This is a genomic window from Cohnella sp. GCM10027633 (assembly GCF_042675445.1).
Lineage (GTDB): Bacteria > Bacillota > Bacilli > Paenibacillales > Paenibacillaceae > Cohnella.
Map to the genome: position 1 here is coordinate 13,773 of NZ_JBHTGV010000018.1, position 19,386 is coordinate 33,158.

Sequence of the window (19,386 nt, forward strand, 5' to 3'; positions counted from 1 at the left end):
TTCCTTTTGCATACCGTAGTGGTTTGATGAACAATCATCTAAGATCATCATAAGCCACCCTTGTTGACATCAGTGTGTCAGGAAGGAACTCTCCACTGCGATACAATCTTATCAATCGTATCCAGCAGCAAGCCGCAAATAAGACAAAACAGCCGAGACGGGATCACCCCGCTCGGCTGCAGTATGCCAAACCTATGATTAGTTGTCGAAGTTGAACAGCGGCGTGCTCAGGTAACGTTCGCCGTTGGACGGAACGACCGCGACGACGCGCTTGCCTTCGCCGAGTTCCTTCGCGACTTTAAGAGCGGCGAAGATAGCCGCGCCGGAGGAAATACCGACGAGCAGGCCTTCTTGCTTAGCGACCGTGCGAGCCGTCTCGAACGCTTCGTCGTTCTCGATCGTGATGACTTGGTCGTATACTTCGCGGTTCAAGATATCCGGAATGAAGTTCGCGCCGATACCTTGGATTTTATGCGGGCCTGGACCGCCGCCGGACAACAGCGGGGATGCCGCAGGCTCGACCGCGACGATTCTGATGTTCGGGAAAGCCTTCTTCAACACTTCGCCCGCGCCGGAGATCGTACCGCCGGTACCGATACCCGCTACGAACGCGTCGATCTTGCCGTCGTAGGAGTTGATCGCTTCCACGATCTCGGGACCCGTCGTCTCGCGGTGAACTTTAACGTTCGCTTGGTTCTTGAATTGTTGCGGCAGGAAGTAGCTCGGATTCTCCTTCACGATTTCTTCCGCTTTCTTAACCGCGCCGTTCATGCCCTCGGAACCCGGCGTAAGCACCAGTTCCGCGCCGTACGCTTTAAGCAGGTTGCGGCGCTCCAAGCTCATCGTTTCAGGCATAACGAGAATCGCGCGGTAGCCTTTCGCAGCGGCGACCAACGCGAGGCCGATACCCGTGTTGCCGGAAGTCGGCTCGACGATCGTGCTCTCGCCCGGCTTGATGAGACCTTGTTGCTCGGCCACTTCGATCATGCTGATCGCAATGCGGTCCTTAACGCTGGAGCCCGGGTTCTGGTACTCGAGCTTCACGTAGATTTCCGCGCTTCCTTCAGGCACGACGCGGTTCAGTCTGACGAGCGGCGTATCGCCGATCAATTGGGTCACGTTCTGGACAATTCTAGCCATTGGATGATTCCCTCCCGAATGAAATGCGGCCTTGCCGCTTTTTTGCGTTAATCCGACTAAATCAGTCGGCATTGTGTTTGCTTTCATCTTATCAATCGAAGGACGGATTGTCAAGACCGCCGGCCCAGATTAGCCAATCTCATCCATTCGTCCGATCGCACATCCGTTTGCATCCGTTCTTGCGTCATCGCAACGATTCGTCCAGCACCTCGGCGCCGTACTTCGTCAGCAGCGCCTGCTCCAGCGCCCGCGGCGATTCCGCCTTGCCGAGCGCCAGCTCCCGCCGGACGGCCGTCCGAATCTCGTCGATCGGACGGGATTGCTCCGAGGAACGGCCGTTCAGGGCCAGGATCGCGAAGCCGTCGCCCGTAGCGATCGGACCGGCGATGCTGCCCACCGTCATCTCGGCCGCGCTTCGCAGCACCTCCGGATCGATGAACGGATCCTGTTCGTCGATCCATCCGAGCGCGCCGCCTTCTTCCGCCGAGAATTCGTCCAGCGAATAACGCTCCGCCAGCGATTCGAACGACGCGCCGCCTTCCAGCTGGGACAATAGCTGTCTTGCCGTCTCCTCGTCTTCGACGACGATCTGCGCGAGCTCGTAATGGTTACGCTCCGACGTCAGCTCCGGGTGAGAGGCGACGTAGTCGTCCACTTCCCGGTCCGATACGATGACGTTCCGAACGGACAGCTTCTCCGTCAAGAGCCGATACCGCGCTTCCTTCCGCACGTCGTCCCGGCTCATGCCCAGCTGCTCGCGCATCGAATCGTAGAACTGCGCTTCCCCGTCGTAGCCTTGCATCATGGCGAGAAGCTCCTGTTCGAGCTCCTCGTCCGTCGCCTGCAAGCCGAGCGACTCCGCCTCCTGCTCAACCGCCGCGGCCAGCATCAGCTCGCGCAGCGTCTGCTTGCCGCTCTGCGACAGCAGCCGTTCGGCGAGCTGCTCGCGCGTGATCGCGGCGATGCCGACTTTGGCGACGATGTCGTTCGCGTGCTCGACCGCCGAATGCGTCTGAACGGGCGAGTCGGTTGCGCCTTCGGTCGGCAGCGCCGAGCTCGCGCTAGGCGTAAGCGACGGCAGCTCCGAAGCGTCGGGCGAGCTTGAATCGCAGCCCGACAATACCCAAGTGAAGAGGGCAAGCAGTACGAGCGGCCATAGCCGTATCGTCTCCCTCATTCGCACCGCCCCCTCTTACTGGCTCAGCGTCCGGTTATGTATGTGTTCCAGCTCTTCCCGAGAGAATTGGTATCTCTCGTTGCAGAAGTGGCAATGCACTTCCGCCTTCCCGTCTTCGTCGATCAGGCTGCGCAGCTCTTCCGTTCCCAAGCTGACGAGCGTTCCCTCGACGCGTTCCCGCGAACATTTGCAGCGGAATACCGGCTCGACGTGGTCATGGATCGTAATATCGTCCCCGACGAGGAATTGAAGCAACGACTCCGGCGTCTCCCCCTGATCGAGCAGCGCCGTCACGTGCGGCATCGAGCCGATCGCGCGCTCCAATTGCACGAGCCGCTCTTCCGGCAAGCCGGGCATGATCTGCACGATGAAGCCGCCGGCATGGATGACCGATCCGTCCGTATCGACGAGCACGCCAAGACCTACCGCGGAAGGCGTCTGCTCCGAATCGGCGAAGTACAGCGTGAAATCTTCCGCCAGCTCGCCCGAGATGATCGGTATGCTGCCGCTATACGGCTCGCGCAATCCCAGATCCTTCGTTACATAGATGTAGCCGCTCGTGCCGACCGCTCCGGCGACGTCCAGCTTCCCCTGGCTATTGCTCGGCAAATGCACGTGCGGATGGTCCGCGTATCCGCGCACTTCCCCTTCCGCGTTCGCGTCGACGACGATTTTGCCGATCGGCCCGTCGCCTTTCACTTGAATCGTCAGTCTCTCGTTGCCCTTGAGCATAATGCCCATCATCGCGCCGACCGTCGCCGTCCGGCCCAATGCCGCGGTAGCCGTCGGCATCGTGTCGTGCCGCCGTTGCAGCTCGGAGACGAGCGCCGTCGTCCGCGCCGCGAACACCCGGATGCCGCCGTTCCACGCGGTGCCGCGTACGATTTCGTCCTTCATCTGTGTCGTGCTCCTTTATTCTGCGTTGCGTTAGCCGTTAGATGTTCCGTTCATAGATCATGCGCAGCCCTTCCAGCGTCAACAGCGGATCGACGTGTTCGATCGTCTCCGACTCTCCCGCGATCAGCTCGGCGAGTCCGCCGGTCGCGATCACCTTAGGCTGTACATTGAACTCGTTGCAAATACGCCGCACGATTCCGTCGACCTGACCGGCATAGCCGAAAATAATGCCCGCCTGCATCGCCGTCACCGTATTGCGCCCGATGACCGTCTTCGGCTTCGTCAGCTCGATCCGCGGCAGCTTCGCCGCGCGCTGGTACAGCGCCTCGGCCGAGATGCCGATGCCCGGCACGATCGCGCCGCCGAGATACGCCCCCGACGCGTCGATATAATCGAACGTCGTCGCCGTCCCGAAGTCGACGACGACGAGCGGCGTGCCGTACTGCTCGATACCCGCGACCGCGTTGACGATCCGGTCCGCGCCGACCTCGCGCGGATTCTCGTAGCGGATGTTCAGTCCCGTCTTGATCCCCGGCCCCACGATGAGCGGTGCCTTGCCTACGTATTTCACGAACAGCTGCTCCAGCGTGTTCATGAGCGGCGGAACGACGCAAGACAGAATGACGCCATCCATCTGGTCGCACCGGACGCCCGCCAATTGCAGCAGACTCGTAATCAGTATGCCGTATTCGTCGACCGTAGAAGAGCGATTCGTGCTCAGGCGCCAGTGGTGCGTCAGTGCCTTGTCCTGGTACAGTCCGAGTACGATATTCGTATTGCCGACATCGACGACGAGTATCATTCGGACGCCCCCTTCTTGATCTCGTTCAGATCGAGGCTGATGTCCAGCGCGCTGAACGAATGGGTTAACCCGCCGACGGAGATGACGTCGACGCCGCAAGCCGCGATCTCGGCGACGCGCGAAGGCACGATGCCGCCCGAAGCTTCCAGTACGACATGAGGAGCGGCGATTCGCAGCACGCGAGCCGCTTCGGTCATCGCTTCCGTGCTCATGTTGTCGAACATGACGACGTGCGCGCCCGCTTGCACCGCTTCCTGCGCTTGCTCCAGCGACTCCGCCTCGACCTCGATCTTCATCGTGTGCGGGATGCGCGCCTTGGCCGCCGTGACCGCTGCCGTGATGCCGCCAGCAGCCTTAATATGATTATCCTTGATCATGACCGCGTCGTATAAGCCGAAGCGATGGTTGTAACCGCCCCCGACGCGAACCGCGTACTTCTCGAGCGTCCGGTGTCCCGGCGTCGTCTTCCGCGTATCCGCGATGCGCACCGGACGATCTCCCGCCGCGGCGACGTATTCGCTCGTCTTCGTCGCGATGCCCGACAGCCGCTGCATCAAGTTCAGCGCCAGCCGTTCGCCCGTCAGAATGCTATGCGACGCGCCTTCCACGACCGCGAGCACCGTGCCGCGTTCGACGCGATCGCCGTCCGCCGCCTGCGGCCGGAACGTCAAGCCCGGGTCGATGACCTCGAAGACGAGCCTTGCCAGCGGAATGCCCGCTAGCACGCCCGGCTGCTTAGCATGGATAATCCCCCGGGACACGTGCCCCGCCGGCACCGTCGCCATCGTCGTCGCGTCGCCGGAGCCGATATCTTCGGCCAGCCATTCTCGCAGCTGCGCTTTTACCATCTCTATCGCAGGGCCCGCAATCGCCCAATCGCTCATCTTCTCAAACATCGTCGATCCTCTCTTTTCCGATCCCTTTTTCCCTCTGCAATATCGTATGCATGCGCCAGAAGCGGTCATCCCGCTCGGGATAATCTTCCCGGTAATGCGCTCCCCGGCTCTCTTCCCGGTTGATCGCCGCCTCGGTGACGAGAATGGCGCAAGTGAGCAGATTCGCAAGCTCCAGCTCTTCGCGCTTCTCCAGACGCGTCTCGAAGATCGGCAGCAGCCGCTTCAGCTCTTCAAGCCCCTTAAGCAAGCCGCCCCGATCCCGGTGCAAGCCTACGTAGCGTACCATCGCCTTCTGCAGCTTCAACCTGCGTTCTACAAGGGTTCCCATCAGAGAAGCGATTCTTTCGTCCAGCGTATACGGATGATTGCTGATCGTAAGCTCGGAGATGACGATCGGCGACAGCTCGTTAATGCGATCGACGATCCGTTGGCCGAAGACGATCGCTTCCGATAGCGAATTGCTCGCGAGCCGGTTCGCGCCGTGCACGCCGGTGGACGACACTTCCCCGCACGCGAACAGGCGCGTAATGTTCGTCTCGCCTTGCAAGTCCGTCTTCACGCCACCCATCATATAGTGGGCAGCCGGCGCGACCGGAATCCAATCCGTCGTCAGATCGAGTCCGTAGTTCAAGCAATACTCGTGAATCGTCGGGAACCGATGCCGGATGAGCTCGGGCGATTCGTGCGTAATGTCGATGTAGACGTACGTCGACTTCGTCTCTTCCATCTCGGCCACGATCGCGCGCGCGACGACGTCCCGCGGCGCCAGCTCGAGCTGCGGATGGTACTTCTCCATGAAGCGCTCGCCCCGAATGTTGCGCAGATAAGCGCCTTCTCCGCGTACGGCCTCGGAGATCAAGAACCGCGGAGCCCCCGGATAGCAGAGCGACGTCGGATGGAATTGGATGAACTCCATGTCGCGAATGATCGCGCCCGCGCGGTATGCCATCGCGACGCCGTCGCCGGTCGCGACGTCCGGGTTCGTCGTATAGCGATACAGTTGACCCGTACCGCCGGTACAGAGCACGGTCGCGCTGCCGAACACGGCCACGCGCTCGCCGTCCGGCTTCTGCACGATCGCGCCGACGCATTCGCCGTTCTCCGTCAGCAGATCGAGCACGAGATGATCGTCCCACAGCTCGATCCCCGGATCGGACTTTGCCTTGTCCGCGAGCGCCCGGACGATCTCGTAGCCCGTCGCGTCGCCGTTCGCGTGCAGAATGCGGCGCTGGCTATGCGCGCCTTCCTTCGTCAGCGCGTAATGCCCGTCTTCTTCGTCGAAGTTCGTCCCGAAGCGGATGAGCTCTTGCACGCCGTGCGCGCCTTCGTGCACGAGGACGTCGACGGCCGTCGAGTCGCAGAGGCCCGCGCCCGCGATCATCGTATCCTGCATGTGGAACGCCGGCGAGTCGTCATCCGAGATAACGGCGGCGATGCCGCCTTGGGCATAGCGCGTATTGCTGTCGAACACGGACTTCTTCGTGATCATGAGGACGCGCTTCGATTCGCTCGCTTTGAGCGCCGTATATAAGCCGGCAATGCCGGCGCCGATCACGATGACGTCGGTCTGCACGCGCGGAAGCTTGTCTAGATCGAAATCGACTACGTAACGTGGAATCATGGTTGTTCGTCTCACCTCGAGAGAATCGTTCTCCGTGTCTAACGCCATATACGAATACAGCCGACCAATGGTCGGCTTCTTCGCGTTTTATTTAACGAGCAGCATGCGCTCCAACGACAGTCGGGCTTTGTCCGCGACGTCTTGCGGCACGTAGATCTGCGGTTGCATCGTCTCCAAGCATTTGACGACCTTCTTCAAGTTGTTCACCTTCATGTTCGGGCAGACGAGGAACTTCGAAGCGAAGTGGAACGTCTTGTTCGGGCTGTCCACCCGGAGCTGGTACCCCGTTCCGTCCTCGGTGCCGACGATGAACTCCTGGTGGGAGGATTCGCGGCAATACTTCAGAATTCCCGTCGTGCTGCCGACGAAGTCGGCCATCTCGACGACTTCCGGACGGCATTCCGGATGCACGACGAATTGCGCGTTCGGATGCTTGGCGCGCATCTCTTCGACGTCCTTGATCGTCAGCATGTCGTGCGTATTGCAATAGCCTTCCCAGATGATCATCTTCTTGTCCGTGTGCTGCTGCACGTAGTGACCGAGATTCTTGTCCGGACACCAGATGACTTCGTCCGAGTCGACCGAATTGACGACATTGACCGCGTTCGCCGACGTACAGCAGATGTCGGTCTCTGCCTTCACGTCCGCGGAGGAGTTAATGTACGTGACGACTTTCGCGTTCGGATGCTTCGCCTTCAACTCGCGCAGGCCGATCGGATTGACCATATCCGCCATCGGACAGCCCGCGCGCTCGTCCGGCACGAGCACGACCTTGTTGGGAGCGAGAATCTTCGCGCTCTCCCCCATGAAGTGAACGCCGCAGAATACGATGACCTCCGCGTCCGTCTCGGCTGCCTTCTGCGCCAACAAGAACGAGTCCCCGCGGAAATCCGCGACCTCTTGTATTTCATCGCGTTGGTAATAATGCGCGAGAATGATGGCATTGCGTTCCTTCTTCAGCTGCAGCAGACGCTCGCGAAGCTCGCGGTTCTGCTCCGCCTTGCGTTCCAGGGCTAATGCTTCCATGTCGGTCTCCTCCCTACGGCCTGAGCACGTGCCGTGGCCTGATGCGATAATAGATTGCAATGATGCTTCGTCTGGCGAATCGATTATAATAACGCCTAACCTACTGCGCAACTTTGTGAATGAAAGCACAAGCTAGGTCGAGAATCCTCTCATTCGAACGTTAAAATGCGGTTTCTCATTAACACCAATTTACACTCGTCGAGATAGGCTGTCAATTGATCTGGACAAGAAGATTCCGCCCTTTTTTGAGAACGCTTGTCTCGGTTGGACGGATTCGTCAACGGTGCTCTTCTTACTATATTGACGATCGATATATCGTCTGTTATTATATCGTCATACGATATATTGATCGGCGATATATCGACGATGACAAAATGACCGTTCGAGGTGAAACGAATGAAGGAGCTACTTCCCCTGACCGAAGCGTTCTATTACATCCTGGTTGTTCTCTATTCGGGAGACGCGCACGGCTATGCGATCATGCAGGACGCGGAACGACTGAGCGGCGGACGGGTGCGCATCGGCGCGGGCACCTTATACACGGCGCTCGGCACGCTGCAGAAGAAAGGAATGATCGACTATTCGGCCGGAGTCGACAACGCCGATCCCAGACGCAAGCTATATGCGATTACCGACACGGGCAGAGCGGTATTGAGAGCCGAGATGGATCGACTGGAAGAGCTATTGGAGAATGGAAGAAGAGCGGTCCGACCGATAGGAGGAGAACGATGATGACGATAACGATGAACGCGAGCAACCCCGTTGTATACCGGAAGAGATTATCGCTCGTATGGAATTACCGGACTGACGAGAAATGGCTGAGCGACTTGTCGGCCCAAGGTTTGCACCTGACGAAGCCTGGCGTATTCCGCTATCGATTCGAGCAGGACTCTTCCGTGCGGTACGAATATCGACTCGATTATCAGACGATTCATGACGCGAAGGAACTGGAGACGTACGTTGCCTTCTTCGAGGATTCCGGCTGGACGCTAGCAGGTTCGATCATGGGCTGGCATTATTATCGCAGACCGTATTCGGAAGGCAATTCCGCGGAGATCTATACGGACCGTTCCTCCTTGAAGCAGCTTTATCGGAGGGTACAGTTCACGTTGGCCGTCGTTGCAATCCTTAACCTCTTCCTGTTGATCGTGAATTCCTTCAACGCGTTCAGGAATGATGATGAGCCCGTCATACGCAACGTGTTCATCGTCCTGATGAGCATTCAGCTGCTAGCTTCGCTGTTGCTTGCATACGGCTGCGTAAAATTTCAGAAGAAAATCAAGCAAATAGACGTTCCCGAAACCTGACGGTTAACCGACGCCGACGATTCCGGGCCCGCTAATGAAAAACAAGGTGTTCCCTCGCCATGCGGCAATGGGAACACCTTGTTGCGTAATTGCGTTACTTGTTATCTTCCGGGTCGCCTTCCGGAGGACGCGTATCTTGCGTCGGCTCGTCGTCGCGCGTCTGAATGCGCACGCGAACGCCGCTGCCGAGCGTATCGACGATCGGCTCGGCTTTCGATTCCTCGATCGCCGCGGAGCCGCCTTCTTCTTCGTTGATCTCGCCCGTCTCGATCAGTTGCTTGATCTGATCCAGGTCGAGCGTCTCTTCCTCGAGGAGCGTCTTGGCGATGAGGTGCATCTCCCGGCTCTTCTCTGTGAGCAGCTTCTTCGCGCGATCGTAACAATCGCGAGTGATGCTCTGCATCTCTTGGTCGATCTCGTAAGCGATCGCGTCGGAGTAGTTCTGCTCGTGCCCGATGTCCCGGCCGAGGAACACTTGGCCTTGCGTCGCGCCGAATTGCATCGTGCCGAGCTTCTCGCTCATGCCGTATTCCATGATCATCGCGCGTACGATGCTCGTCGCCGACTTGAAGTCGCTATAAGCGCCGGTGCCGATCTCGCCGATGTAGATTTCCTCGGCGGCGCGACCCGCGAGCAAGCCCGTTACCTTATCGAGCAGCTCTTGCTTCGTGACGAGCATGCGATCTTCCTTCGGCAGCATGATGACGTAGCCGCCGGCCTTGCCGCGCGGAATGATCGTAACCTTGTGGACCGTGTCGGCATGCTCCAGGAAGAAGCCCGCGATCGTATGTCCGGCCTCGTGGTAAGCGACGATGCGTTTCTCCCGATCGCTGATCACGCGGCTCTTCTTCTCCGTACCGACGATGACGCGGTCGATCGCTTCGTCTACCTCTTGCATCGCGATGTCCTTCTTGTTCTTCCGAGCCGCGAGGAGCGCCGCTTCGTTGAGCAGGTTCTCCAAGTCGGCGCCGGTGAAGCCGGTCGTCCGCTTCGCGATCGTGCCGAGGCGCACGTCCTTGTTCAGCGGCTTGTTGCGCGCATGAACCTTCAGTACCGCTTCGCGGCCTTTCACGTCCGGACGGTCTACCGTAATCTGACGGTCGAAGCGTCCCGGGCGCAGAAGCGCCGGATCGAGAATGTCCGGGCGGTTCGTCGCGGCGACGATGATAATGCCTTCGTTCGCGCCGAAGCCGTCCATCTCGACGAGCAATTGGTTCAGCGTCTGCTCGCGCTCGTCGTGACCGCCGCCGAGGCCTGCGCCCCGCTGACGACCGACGGCGTCGATCTCGTCGATGAAGATGATACAAGGCGAGTTCTTCTTCGCGTTCTCGAACAAGTCGCGGACGCGGGATGCGCCGACGCCGACGAACATCTCGACGAAGTCGGAACCCGAGATCGTGAAGAACGGCACGCCGGCTTCGCCTGCGACCGCGCGGGCGAGCAACGTCTTGCCGGTACCCGGAGGACCGACGAGCAGGACGCCCTTCGGAATGCGGGCGCCGAGCGCCGCGAACTTGCGAGGGTCCTTCAAGAATTCGACGACCTCGACGAGCTCTTGCTTCTCTTCGTCCGCTCCGGCCACGTCTTCGAACGTTACGCGTTTTTTCTCTTCATTATAGAGACGCGCGCGGCTCTTGCCGAAGTTCATTACCTTGCCGCCGCCGCCTTGCGCCTGATTGATCAGGAAGAAGAACAGAACGAACATAATAATGAAAGGAATAATGGAAGTCAAGAACGTCAGCCAGAAGCTCTGGCCCGGCATCTTCTTGATTTCGACTTCGAAGTTCTTCTCTATGCCGAGATCAGTGAATTGCTTCATGGAATAATCGGCAAGCGGAGCGCGTCCCGTGAACGTCTCGCCCTTCTCGCTGCCGTCCGTCGGCTTCAATTCCCCGGTTACGAGATAAGTGCCGCTTTGAATTTGAATGGTCAGCTTGGCCACGTTGCCCTGCTGTACCGTCTGAACGAGCTGATTGTAGTTCAGGTCCTTCGTCGTCTCGTTCTTGCCGATGAAGAACTGAACGATGCCGACGGTCACCAAAAAGATAAGTAGGTAAAAGCCTGTATTCCGGATGAACCGATTCATCCCTGACCTCCTCTCGACACGCTTACATCATTTTACCATAGCCTGTCTTGGCATCTCAATAGAACGCACCGCCGCATAACGCCGCGCGATTCCGCCCGTATTAACTCGAGTAAATCTCGGGCTTCAGCACGCCGACGTACGGCAGATTGCGGTACTTCTCCGCGTAATCGAGCCCGTATCCGACGACGAACGCATCCGGAATCGTGAATCCCGTATAATCCGCGTTCAAGTCGACCGTACGGCGACCCGGCTTGTCGAACAGCGCCACCACGTTAACCGACAGCGCGTTGCGGCGCTCCAGCACGTCGATCAAGTAGCTCAGCGTCAATCCGCTGTCGATAATATCTTCGACGATAAGGACGTCGCGGCCTTCGACCGAGGCATCCAAATCCTTGATGATCTTCACTTCGCCGGAGGAGCGCGTCGAATTGCCGTAGCTGCTCACCGCCATGAAGTCGAGCTCGATCGGGATCGCGATGTTCTTGGACAAGTCCGCCATAAAAATAAAAGCGCCTTTCAGAACGCAGATCACGAGCGGATTGCGTCCGGTGTAGTCGCGGGTAATCGCGGCTCCCAGTTCTTGTACCTTCTTCTGGATGACTTCTTCCGAGTAAAGAACTTCTTGAATGTCGTTGCGCAAAGATGGTGCCTCCTAGCGAGATTATTACACGGTATGACGGTGTTCCTTCGATAATGCCCTAGTTTTCCGGATGTTCGATCGCGATGCGCAGCGTCTTCCGGGTGCCTTCCCCGATCAACGCGTGCCGCGAACGCCTCAGCCCCGGAATCCATAGGACGCGCCCTTCCCCGTCGACGAGCAGGGGCATGCGGTCCCGCAGGTAACGCGGTACTTTGGCATCGACGAACATATCTTGCACTTTTTTGGAGCCGTTTAATCCATGGGGTTCCATGACGTCTCCGGGCGTCCGGCTGCGAATCCGAAGCGGATAGACGAGCTCTTCCTCGTCGAAGCAAGCTTCGGCCGATCGATCGCCCGAACTCTTCGCGGCGCCCTGCAGCCGTTCGATCGCGAAGCGTTCGCCCGTCTCCCCGACGAGGACCGCATCCGTATCCGTATCGATCGGATAGCAGTAGCTTGCCGGATTCGGCCTGATAGGACCGATATATACCTCATCGTACTCCCGTACGAGCTCCCAACCGCCGCCGAGCTCCATTCGAGTGGCCGCGGGCAGCTCCGGCGTTACGACCGAGACGATGTCCTCCACGAGCCGATAGTCGAATTGCCGCTCCAAGCCCTCAGAACAACTTAATATTAGTTTAACTAATCTGCGTTGTAAAGCGACGTGGAGGCCGCGGAACCGGCGCCGCCCAACCCGATATCCTTCCCCGTCGGCCGTTACGCCGAGCCGGAAAGCTTGAAGCGTCTCCGCTTCCATGTACGCGTCGTCCGCGGCCGCGAGCTCGGCCAGCCTGGCGAGCGAAGCCTTCAGCCGGGGATTGAACGTCTCCAGCATCGGCATCACGTCGAGCCGAACGGCGTTGCGGAAGTAGTGACGGTCGACGTTGCTGCTATCAACCGCGTAAGGCACCCCATTTCGCTTACAATAGGCGAGAAGCTCACCTTTGGTTATACGCACCAGCGGACGAATCAGTTCCATTTCTTCTTCTCGTCGCCGATGAGGGATGCCGGCGAGTCCGCCTGGACCCGTGCCCCGAATGATCCGCATGAGCACCGTCTCCGCCTGATCGTCCGCGTGATGCCCGAACATCGCGTAGGAGCAGCCGTGCCTCGACGCGACTTCCCTTAGAAAAATGTACCGCTTCTCCCTTGCCGCCGTCTGCGCGTTCATTCCCGTCTCTTCAATATAAGCGGGAACGTTCAAGGCGGCCGCCTCGAACGGCAGCCCCCAGTCGCGCGCTACGCCGCGGACAAGCGCTTCCTCGGCGTCGGATTCCGCGCCCCGGAACTGATGGTTCGCGTGGGCGACGACGATGCGCATCGGCGTATGCTCCGCCAGCGTCTTCAGCAGATGCAGAAGCGCCATCGAATCCGGGCCGCCCGATACCGCCGCCAAGACGGCGACGTCTCGCTTCAACCAGCCTTCCGCGCTCGCGTCCGCCGCGAAGCGGACGGCCAATTCGTCTTGCTGCCGCACCTTCATTCCCTCGCGATCGTTATTGGAATAACCACATGGCGACGACCGAGACGCTGGCGATCACCGTCCCCGCGAACAGGCTCGCCATCCAGACAGGCACTTGGCCCGTTGCCGGCTTCGCCAGCTGCGACCGCTGAAGCGCCTCGCGCCATTGCTTGGCCGCGTCCCTCGTGTCGGCGAACCGGCCCGCGAGCGCCCGCTCCATCCAGCCCTCTAACGGCTTCAACCGCGCGTTGGTGCGAACGAGCTTCATCAGCTCGCCCGGATGCCTGTTCTGCGGCAGCAGCGTCTGAGTCAGCTGCATGAGCCGTTTGCGATCCAGCGCGTGCAGCCACAGCACGGCCACCGAGAACCAATCGTACGCCGAATCGGCCGTGCGGCTGCCCGCCGACCAATAGCCGCGATCGTAGATTTCGGTGAACTGCCTGACGCTGCGCCCGATCGCCGACACGCCGCCGTAGTCGACCAGCTCCAGCTTGCCGTATTGGCCGACGAGCACGTTGTCGCTCTTCAGGTCGCCGAACGCCCAACCGGCCTCGTGCAACTGCGCGAGCCTCTCGAGCAGGCGATAGCCGACGACGCCTACCCACTGCGGGCCGTGCTCGCGGATGAACGCGTTCACCGGCACGCCCGATATATATTTCATGCTATAGTAGGGAACTTCGCGCCCGCTCAGGAGCGCATCGTCGACGTCGAGCAAGAACGGCTTGCGCTTCTTCTCCGCGCCGTCGAGTGCGGCCAAGATATTCGCTTCGCCTTGAAGCTCGGCCGCTTCGAGACCGAGCTTCACCGCGCACTTATAATGGCCGTTCATCGTCGCCAAATACACTTGCCCGTTCGCGCCAAGCCCGATCAGCTTCTCCAGCCGGTACGTATTCCCGTTCCACTTGCCGCGCAGCACCGTGCCTTGCGGCAAAGGCTTCGCTTCGACTTCAGACGACGTAGTCACTCCGCACCTCGTTAGATACGCTTCTCGTTGCCTCTTGCCGTGCGTTCGCCGGCTCTGATCTGATCTTACCACATGTTTCGCCTATATACGCGACGACTTGCTGGAGCGCCGGCCCCGTCGGGGTCGTTCCCTTCATCCGGATCTGGCCGAACAGCTTGCCGATCTTGGACGGGCTGTCCGTCCATTCGGAATCGAGCACGCAGATTTCGTCTTGGGAATTGCCGGGGAAATGAAACACCGCGACTTCGCTCCTGCCCTCTCTCGCCTGCAAGCTGAGCGTCAGGTCGCGAATCGCTTCCTCTACCGCGCGAAGCTTCGGCTTCATGCTGGCGCTCGCGTCGATGAGCAAGGCGACAGACAGAGACATCGTCTCCTCCATCTCTTCCATGACCTTCACGACTTCGGAGCGCTTCGTCGGCGGCAAGGCGCCGACGTTCTCCACGCCGAACAGCTGCCGCAGCTCCTGATTCACCGCCTGCTTGATGCTGCCCGCGATCGTCTGCCGCGTCATCATCTGCACCGTCCGGGACAACTGCGCGCTCGTGACGATTCGGCTAATGCCGCCGCCCGCTCTCGCGATCTCCGCGATTTCCGTGGCGCCGTACTCCCCGATCGCTCCCTCGTCGATAATGCCCGCCACGTTAACCGTTATACCCTCCGCGAACGCTTGCGCGGCTGCGACGACCGGGCTGTCTCCGACGTTGGAGCCCCCGTCCGTAATGAGTAATATTTGCTTCATCATCGCTATTCCTCCCATTCTATCGTTCCTATTAGCATTGTCGCCAAGGAATGAGAGGTTTAGACGATCGTTATTCGGTTACGCGACCGGGTAACGACTTCTCGTAGAGACAGAATCCGTCTCGTTCGCCTATATACGCGTAGCCGGCTTCCCTATAGAAGGCATTCAGCGTCGGATTGCTTGCGATGCAATCTAGCCGGATGCACGTCTTGCCCGGAGGAAAATCAACGCCCTCGTCGAGCCACTTCATAATCTGCCGCCCGAGTCCGTTACCTGCGAAGACGCGATGGACGGACAACCTGTGCAGATAGACGGCATGCTCGTCCGCGGCGAGGTCGCCCCACAAGCCGTTGTCCCATTCGCTCGGACGGGGCATCAGAATAACGACGGCCGCCGGACTGTCGTCTTGCTTGAACAAGATAACCTCCAGCCTCTCGATGGCAGCCGCCGTATCGTGCCGATCGATGCCGACAAGCAAGTCGGCCCATTGGGCGGAGCCCTTCGAGCGCAGCCACTCCGCGGTTATTCTGAACAGCTCCATGATGCGCGGCGCGTCCTCCGGCGTTGCGAGATGCGCTTGTATGCTCGGGTTGACGGCGGCAGTCGTTATCGTCATCTTCTTCGGTGTCATGATCGCTCGCCTCCATATTCGTTTCCTTCGTCGTTTACTAGCTTAGCATGTCCCATACCGAATGACGAAACCGGACGCGCAATAAGCCCCCGCTTCGTCCGGCGCCTCTCGCGCCGAATCGAATGGGGGCTTCATCTTCATCTATATGAACCTTCCTATCTCTCGGTAACGAGATCAGCTCACCGTCCTTGGCCGTTCCATCCGGTGGAAGCCCGGCCATCGGAAGGCCGCCCACTCCGGCTGGTGGCGCGTCATTCGCGTCACGATGACCGTCATATCGTCTTTCACGCCGCCCGGATATTGCCGCAGCGCGGTTTCCAGCAGCGCGTCCGCGATGTCCTGCGGATCGTCCGCGTCCAGTTCCTGAAGCACGCGCTTCATCCACTGCTCCTTGTTGAGCGCGTGTCCCGGCGCATCGAGTATGCCGTCGGTCATCATGACGAGCGTATCGCCCGGCAGCAGCTGAACGCGCAGCAGGTCGATCTCGATGTCCTGCAGAATGCCGATCGGCAAGTTGCTCGCGGCGATCGGGATGATCTCCCTCCCTCTCTTAATGAAGCTCGGCGTGGAGCCGATCTTCAGCATCGTGGCATGTCCGCTGTGCAAGTCGATGAGGGCAAGATCGACCGTCGCGAACATCTCTTCCGGGGAGCGGAGCAGCAGGACGGAATTGACCGACTTGACCGCCAGCCGCTCGTCGATGCCGGATTGGAGCAGCTGCTCGAGCATCGACAGCGCCGCGCTGCTCTCCTCTCGCGCCCGAATCCCGTTCCCCATGCCGTCGCTCAGCGCGACCGCGAACTTGCCGGTAGGCAGCTCCATCATGCTGAAGCTGTCTCCCGACAGCACGTCGCCGTCTTTGGCGGCGCCGGCGACTCCCGTCTCGACCTCGAACACCTTGGCGGAGGCGAACATGACCGTCGACAGATGAGCCGCCGGCACGCCCGATCGCTCCGAGCTTACGGTAACCGTCTCGCCGAGTATTTCGGTGAGGATGGGCGCGATCATTTTCCGGCATTCGTCGTAGCCGGACCGGAACGCGTGCACCATCTCGATCTCCACGTGCCCTTCCTCCAGGGTTATAATATCGACGCTCTGAATCGCCAGCCCCAGGCGGTCCAACGCATCGCGGATTTGTTCTTCCTGCTGCTCCATCTGCTTCGACTCGCGGCGAATTTCCTTCACGAGGTCGTCCATGACCTGCGATACGCCGGACAGCTGGTCGGCGACGAGGAACCGGCTGTCCTGCAGCTGCTGCCGCCAATGCAAGTCGTGGCGGTACATGTCGTACTCCCGTTTCAGCACGTCGAGCACGAGAGGAACCTTCACGCAGGTCCGGTTCCAGCTCTTCGGCAATTGAGCCGCCCTCACGGCGGGATTGTTCTCGATCGTCGTCATCATGTCGGTCATCAGCTTGTACGTCTGGAAAAACTGTCCGTCCCAGCACAGCCCCCGCTTATGACAGCTGTCGCACGCTCCCTCGTGGACCGCGTTCACGAAGTGATCGATATCCTGGCTCTGCCTCAGCGACTCTCCGGCATGGGTAATTTGCCGGAAGCTGCGGGACAGCTGGCGGAACACCTCCGAGAACCGCTCGACCCGCTCGGCGGTCAAATCTCTCACTTTCTGCGCGTATTCTCGTTGATTCTGCGCATAATTGAGCGTACCCGGCACATATCTTGATAGTGACTCCGCCGCCGACCGCGGCGTGAGCAGGAGCATGACGGCCGCAGCGACCGTCGCCCACGTCGACGCCATCGTGCCAGCCGCGTCTCCTCCGTACAACGCCAATACCGAAGTGCCTAGTATCATTCCGAATCCCGTCGCGGCTTTCCCTCCTTCTCGTATGAGTCCGGCCATGAGTCCTCCGAGCGCCAGCAAGCCGATGTTCGAGGCGGCGGCCAGATCGGACAAGCTGAGGATCATGCCGGCTACGACGCCGGCCGACGTCCCGATCGCGGGACCGCCGACGAACGCCGCCAATAGAACGAAGTAACGGGACAACACATATACGATAGCAACGCCATAGATCGTCCATCCGGTTAATCCGGTGAGCAAGCAGGCTAATAAGATGACGACGCCGACCCACTCCTCGTGCCGCAGATGAGCGGCTCTCCTCGTACGCGCCAGTACGGGCATCGAGTGTATGAACAGCAGCGTAAGCACGAACGCCAATCCCGCCTCGGTAAGCGTCAGCACATAAGGCAGCCAAGTCGGCTCGTCCATGAGTACCGTATCGAACAGCCGCACGATGAGCGTCGCCGCGAAGACGACGACCGGCGCGTGCGAGAGATCGGCTCTTTCATAGAGCACGAGCCCCCGATAGAGCAAATAGATAACCCCGATCTCCGCGCAGATGAGCGCGGGCATCGGGTCCGGCGACCAGAAGCTGCCCGCCGCGACGGCGATCGCCGCCCAGAACGCCAGATCCCTTCGCAGATAGAGCACGACGCCGTAGAACGCGGCGGCGAACGGCGCGAGCCCCTCCAGCATGACGGCTCGTCCGAGCAAGAACCCGGCGACGATGACGACGATGAGCCATATCTGCTCCCGCACCGCCTCTCGCCATCGCCCGAACGCGTTGGCCGGCGGATCTCCCTTCTTCGCCGATCGATCGTCCGATTCGCCTTTATTGAACCACCTCTTCTTCCGCTTCGCCGCGGGAGCGTAGGCGGGCCCGGTCCCCGGACGCGGCACGAAAGGAATAACGGACGGCTTGTCCATGTTACGTACACCCCATTCACCAGATTGAATTGTGTTCTTAATTATAGGGGGGTACCCAAAGGAAGTTTGTCAGAAACAGGAGGCGGGGAAAAAGTTTTTTCCGACACTTTAACGCCGATCATGGCGCGGTTGCGGCGACACAGATGCGACATATTCGGGATGCGAACACTTCGGGCCTTCGTTCCCGCTAGCACGGGATTCGGCATGCGAACAGTCCGCCGTCCCGCGTTCGCGCGGCTCGGAATCCGACAACGCATACGGCGCGCATCCGACGGCGGATGGCGCTTCTTCCGATTACGCCAGTAGACGGCATCCGCGCGAGCTTGCCGGATACCCGCGAATGATTGCACGGGGTTAAAATTTTCAAATGTTGTTGGGCGATCGAACGGATGGGTATGATGCGGGGTAGTGCCCCGGTGGCGGGGGCGCGACGATTTAGCGGAATGTGGTGCCGCTAACGTGCACCGGTGGCGGAGGCGCGCCGATTTAGCGGAGTGTGGTGCCGCTAATGTGCCTCGGTGGCGGTGGTGCGACGATGTAGCGGAGTGTGATGCCGCTAACGTGCACCGGTGGCGGAGGCGCGACGATTTAGCGGAGCGTGGTGCCGCTAATGTGCCTCGGTGGCGGGCGCGCGCCGATTTAGCGGAGTGTGGTGCCGCTAATGTGTCTCGGCGGCGGGGGCGCGCCGAAGTAATGGCGTGTGTGCCGCTAGTTATTTCCGCGCACAAAAAAAGCCGAACCTCATCGGTTCGGCTGCAGCTTCATCTATTACGAACGGCGTCCGCCACGTCCGCCGCGCTTGGATTCGGTGCTCTTCTTCAGGTTGGAAATCCGCTCTTCGCTATCCTTCATGAATCTGGAGAGCTTGTCATCGAAAGAAGGAGATCTTCCCGGGCCTCCCTGCTTGAAGGGGCGACCTCCGCGATCGCGCGGGCCGCGTTGTTGCGCTTGCTGCATTTGTTGCTCCGGCGGTTTGTCCACGGCTTGACGAATGGACAGACCGATCTTGCCGTCCTTGTCCACGTTAATGACCTTGACCGTAACCATGTCATTAATCTTCAAGTGCTCATGAACGTCTTTCACATAGCTGTCTGCGATCTCGGAGATGTGAACGAGCCCCGTAACGCCGCCCGTCAAATCCACGAACGCTCCGAAATGCGTAATGCCGGTAACTTTACCCTCAAGTTTGGTGCCTACTTCGATGGCCATAAAAACAGATGTTCCTCCCTGAACATAATTGTACCCGAACGACATAGGTTCGGTTATGCCGATTA

Annotated in this window: 17 protein-coding genes; 2 read left to right on the forward strand and 15 right to left on the reverse strand. The window is 59.7% G+C overall.

Annotated features, from left to right (window positions below):
• Nucleotides 1-198: 198 nt before the first annotated feature.
• From cysK to nadA, 7 genes are all read right to left on the reverse strand, one after another.
• The gene (gene cysK, locus ACFQZG_RS25120; protein WP_378157500.1) at nt 199-1,140 is read right to left on the reverse strand and encodes a cysteine synthase A; all 942 of its coding nucleotides are present in this window, start codon (nt 1,138-1,140) and stop codon (nt 199-201) included.
• A gap of 184 nt (nt 1,141-1,324) precedes the next feature.
• Nucleotides 1,325-2,317: a peptidylprolyl isomerase gene (locus ACFQZG_RS25125; protein ID WP_378157501.1), complete on the reverse strand. Its 993-nt coding sequence runs from the start codon at nt 2,315-2,317 to the stop codon at nt 1,325-1,327.
• 15 nt (nt 2,318-2,332) lie between these two features.
• Nucleotides 2,333-3,214, reverse strand: coding sequence for an Hsp33 family molecular chaperone HslO (hslO, locus tag ACFQZG_RS25130; RefSeq protein WP_378157502.1), 882 nt, complete (start codon nt 3,212-3,214; stop codon nt 2,333-2,335).
• A gap of 37 nt (nt 3,215-3,251) precedes the next feature.
• Complete coding sequence (locus ACFQZG_RS25135) at nt 3,252-4,016, reverse strand: type III pantothenate kinase (RefSeq protein WP_378157503.1); 765 nt, start codon at nt 4,014-4,016, stop codon at nt 3,252-3,254.
• Nucleotides 4,013-4,912 (reverse strand): carboxylating nicotinate-nucleotide diphosphorylase, encoded by a 900-nt coding sequence (gene nadC, locus ACFQZG_RS25140; protein WP_378157504.1) that lies wholly within the window; start codon nt 4,910-4,912, stop codon nt 4,013-4,015. The genes ACFQZG_RS25135 and nadC overlap by 4 nt, the downstream gene beginning before the upstream one ends.
• Entirely contained in the window at nt 4,905-6,533 is a 1,629-nt protein-coding gene (gene nadB, locus ACFQZG_RS25145) for an L-aspartate oxidase (protein ID WP_378157505.1), read from the reverse strand. Before nadB ends, nadC begins: the two co-directional genes overlap by 8 nt.
• A gap of 87 nt (nt 6,534-6,620) precedes the next feature.
• The gene (gene nadA, locus ACFQZG_RS25150; RefSeq protein ID WP_378157506.1) at nt 6,621-7,559 is read right to left on the reverse strand and encodes a quinolinate synthase NadA; all 939 of its coding nucleotides are present in this window, start codon (nt 7,557-7,559) and stop codon (nt 6,621-6,623) included.
• A gap of 396 nt (nt 7,560-7,955) precedes the next feature.
• Between nadA and ACFQZG_RS25155 the strand changes: the two genes are divergently transcribed.
• Both ACFQZG_RS25155 and ACFQZG_RS25160 read left to right on the forward strand, forming a co-directional pair.
• The gene (locus ACFQZG_RS25155; protein ID WP_378157507.1) at nt 7,956-8,291 is read left to right on the forward strand and encodes a PadR family transcriptional regulator; all 336 of its coding nucleotides are present in this window, start codon (nt 7,956-7,958) and stop codon (nt 8,289-8,291) included.
• Nucleotides 8,288-8,866, forward strand: coding sequence for a DUF2812 domain-containing protein (locus ACFQZG_RS25160; RefSeq protein WP_378157508.1), 579 nt, complete (start codon nt 8,288-8,290; stop codon nt 8,864-8,866). Before ACFQZG_RS25155 ends, ACFQZG_RS25160 begins: the two co-directional genes overlap by 4 nt.
• A 94-nt stretch (nt 8,867-8,960) precedes the next feature.
• On the opposite strand, the gene ftsH is transcribed toward ACFQZG_RS25160, so the two are convergent.
• From ftsH to ACFQZG_RS25200, 8 genes are all read right to left on the reverse strand, one after another.
• Complete coding sequence (gene ftsH, locus ACFQZG_RS25165; RefSeq protein WP_378157509.1) at nt 8,961-10,952, reverse strand: ATP-dependent zinc metalloprotease FtsH; 1,992 nt, start codon at nt 10,950-10,952, stop codon at nt 8,961-8,963.
• A 100-nt stretch (nt 10,953-11,052) separates the two neighbouring features.
• Nucleotides 11,053-11,592, reverse strand: coding sequence for a hypoxanthine phosphoribosyltransferase (gene hpt / locus ACFQZG_RS25170; protein ID WP_378157510.1), 540 nt, complete (start codon nt 11,590-11,592; stop codon nt 11,053-11,055).
• A 58-nt stretch (nt 11,593-11,650) separates the two neighbouring features.
• Nucleotides 11,651-13,069: a tRNA lysidine(34) synthetase TilS gene (gene tilS, locus ACFQZG_RS25175; RefSeq protein ID WP_378157511.1), complete on the reverse strand. Its 1,419-nt coding sequence runs from the start codon at nt 13,067-13,069 to the stop codon at nt 11,651-11,653.
• A 19-nt stretch (nt 13,070-13,088) separates the two neighbouring features.
• Entirely contained in the window at nt 13,089-14,018 is a 930-nt protein-coding gene (locus ACFQZG_RS25180; protein WP_378157512.1) for a protein kinase domain-containing protein, read from the reverse strand.
• A complete protein-coding gene (locus ACFQZG_RS25185; RefSeq protein WP_378157513.1) occupies nt 14,002-14,757 on the reverse strand; it encodes a vWA domain-containing protein in 756 nt (251 codons plus the stop codon). Before ACFQZG_RS25185 ends, ACFQZG_RS25180 begins: the two co-directional genes overlap by 17 nt.
• 70 nt (nt 14,758-14,827) lie before the next feature.
• Nucleotides 14,828-15,388, reverse strand: coding sequence for a GNAT family N-acetyltransferase (locus tag ACFQZG_RS25190; protein WP_378157514.1), 561 nt, complete (start codon nt 15,386-15,388; stop codon nt 14,828-14,830).
• Between the two features lie 174 nt (nt 15,389-15,562).
• On the reverse strand, nt 15,563-18,112 hold the full coding sequence (gene spoIIE / locus ACFQZG_RS25195; RefSeq protein ID WP_378157515.1) for a stage II sporulation protein E: 2,550 nt from the start codon (nt 18,110-18,112) through the stop codon (nt 15,563-15,565).
• Nucleotides 18,113-18,880: 768 nt separating this feature from the next.
• Nucleotides 18,881-19,321, reverse strand: coding sequence for a S1 domain-containing RNA-binding protein (locus tag ACFQZG_RS25200; protein ID WP_378157516.1), 441 nt, complete (start codon nt 19,319-19,321; stop codon nt 18,881-18,883).
• Nucleotides 19,322-19,386 lie beyond the last annotated feature (65 nt).

Excerpts from the sequence above, each read along its gene's own strand:
- ACFQZG_RS25200 (WP_378157516.1), bottom strand. The coding sequence starts at position 19,321 with ATGGCCATCGAAGTAGGCACCAAACTTGAGGGTAAAGTTACCGGCATT.
- cysK (WP_378157500.1), bottom strand. The coding sequence starts at position 1,140 with ATGGCTAGAATTGTCCAGAACGTGACCCAATTGATCGGCGATACGCCG.
- hslO (WP_378157502.1), bottom strand. The coding sequence starts at position 3,214 with ATGAAGGACGAAATCGTACGCGGCACCGCGTGGAACGGCGGCATCCGG.
- ACFQZG_RS25185 (WP_378157513.1), bottom strand. The coding sequence starts at position 14,757 with ATGAAGCAAATATTACTCATTACGGACGGGGGCTCCAACGTCGGAGAC.
- nadA (WP_378157506.1), bottom strand. The coding sequence starts at position 7,559 with ATGGAAGCATTAGCCCTGGAACGCAAGGCGGAGCAGAACCGCGAGCTT.
- nadC (WP_378157504.1), bottom strand. The coding sequence starts at position 4,912 with ATGTTTGAGAAGATGAGCGATTGGGCGATTGCGGGCCCTGCGATAGAG.
- ACFQZG_RS25125 (WP_378157501.1), bottom strand. The coding sequence starts at position 2,317 with ATGAGGGAGACGATACGGCTATGGCCGCTCGTACTGCTTGCCCTCTTC.
- ACFQZG_RS25155 (WP_378157507.1), top strand. The coding sequence starts at position 7,956 with ATGAAGGAGCTACTTCCCCTGACCGAAGCGTTCTATTACATCCTGGTT.
- ACFQZG_RS25160 (WP_378157508.1), top strand. The coding sequence starts at position 8,288 with ATGATGACGATAACGATGAACGCGAGCAACCCCGTTGTATACCGGAAG.
- ACFQZG_RS25190 (WP_378157514.1), bottom strand. The coding sequence starts at position 15,388 with ATGACACCGAAGAAGATGACGATAACGACTGCCGCCGTCAACCCGAGC.
- ftsH (WP_378157509.1), bottom strand. The coding sequence starts at position 10,952 with ATGAATCGGTTCATCCGGAATACAGGCTTTTACCTACTTATCTTTTTG.
- spoIIE (WP_378157515.1), bottom strand. The coding sequence starts at position 18,112 with ATGGACAAGCCGTCCGTTATTCCTTTCGTGCCGCGTCCGGGGACCGGG.
- ACFQZG_RS25135 (WP_378157503.1), bottom strand. The coding sequence starts at position 4,016 with ATGATACTCGTCGTCGATGTCGGCAATACGAATATCGTACTCGGACTG.
- nadB (WP_378157505.1), bottom strand. The coding sequence starts at position 6,533 with ATGATTCCACGTTACGTAGTCGATTTCGATCTAGACAAGCTTCCGCGC.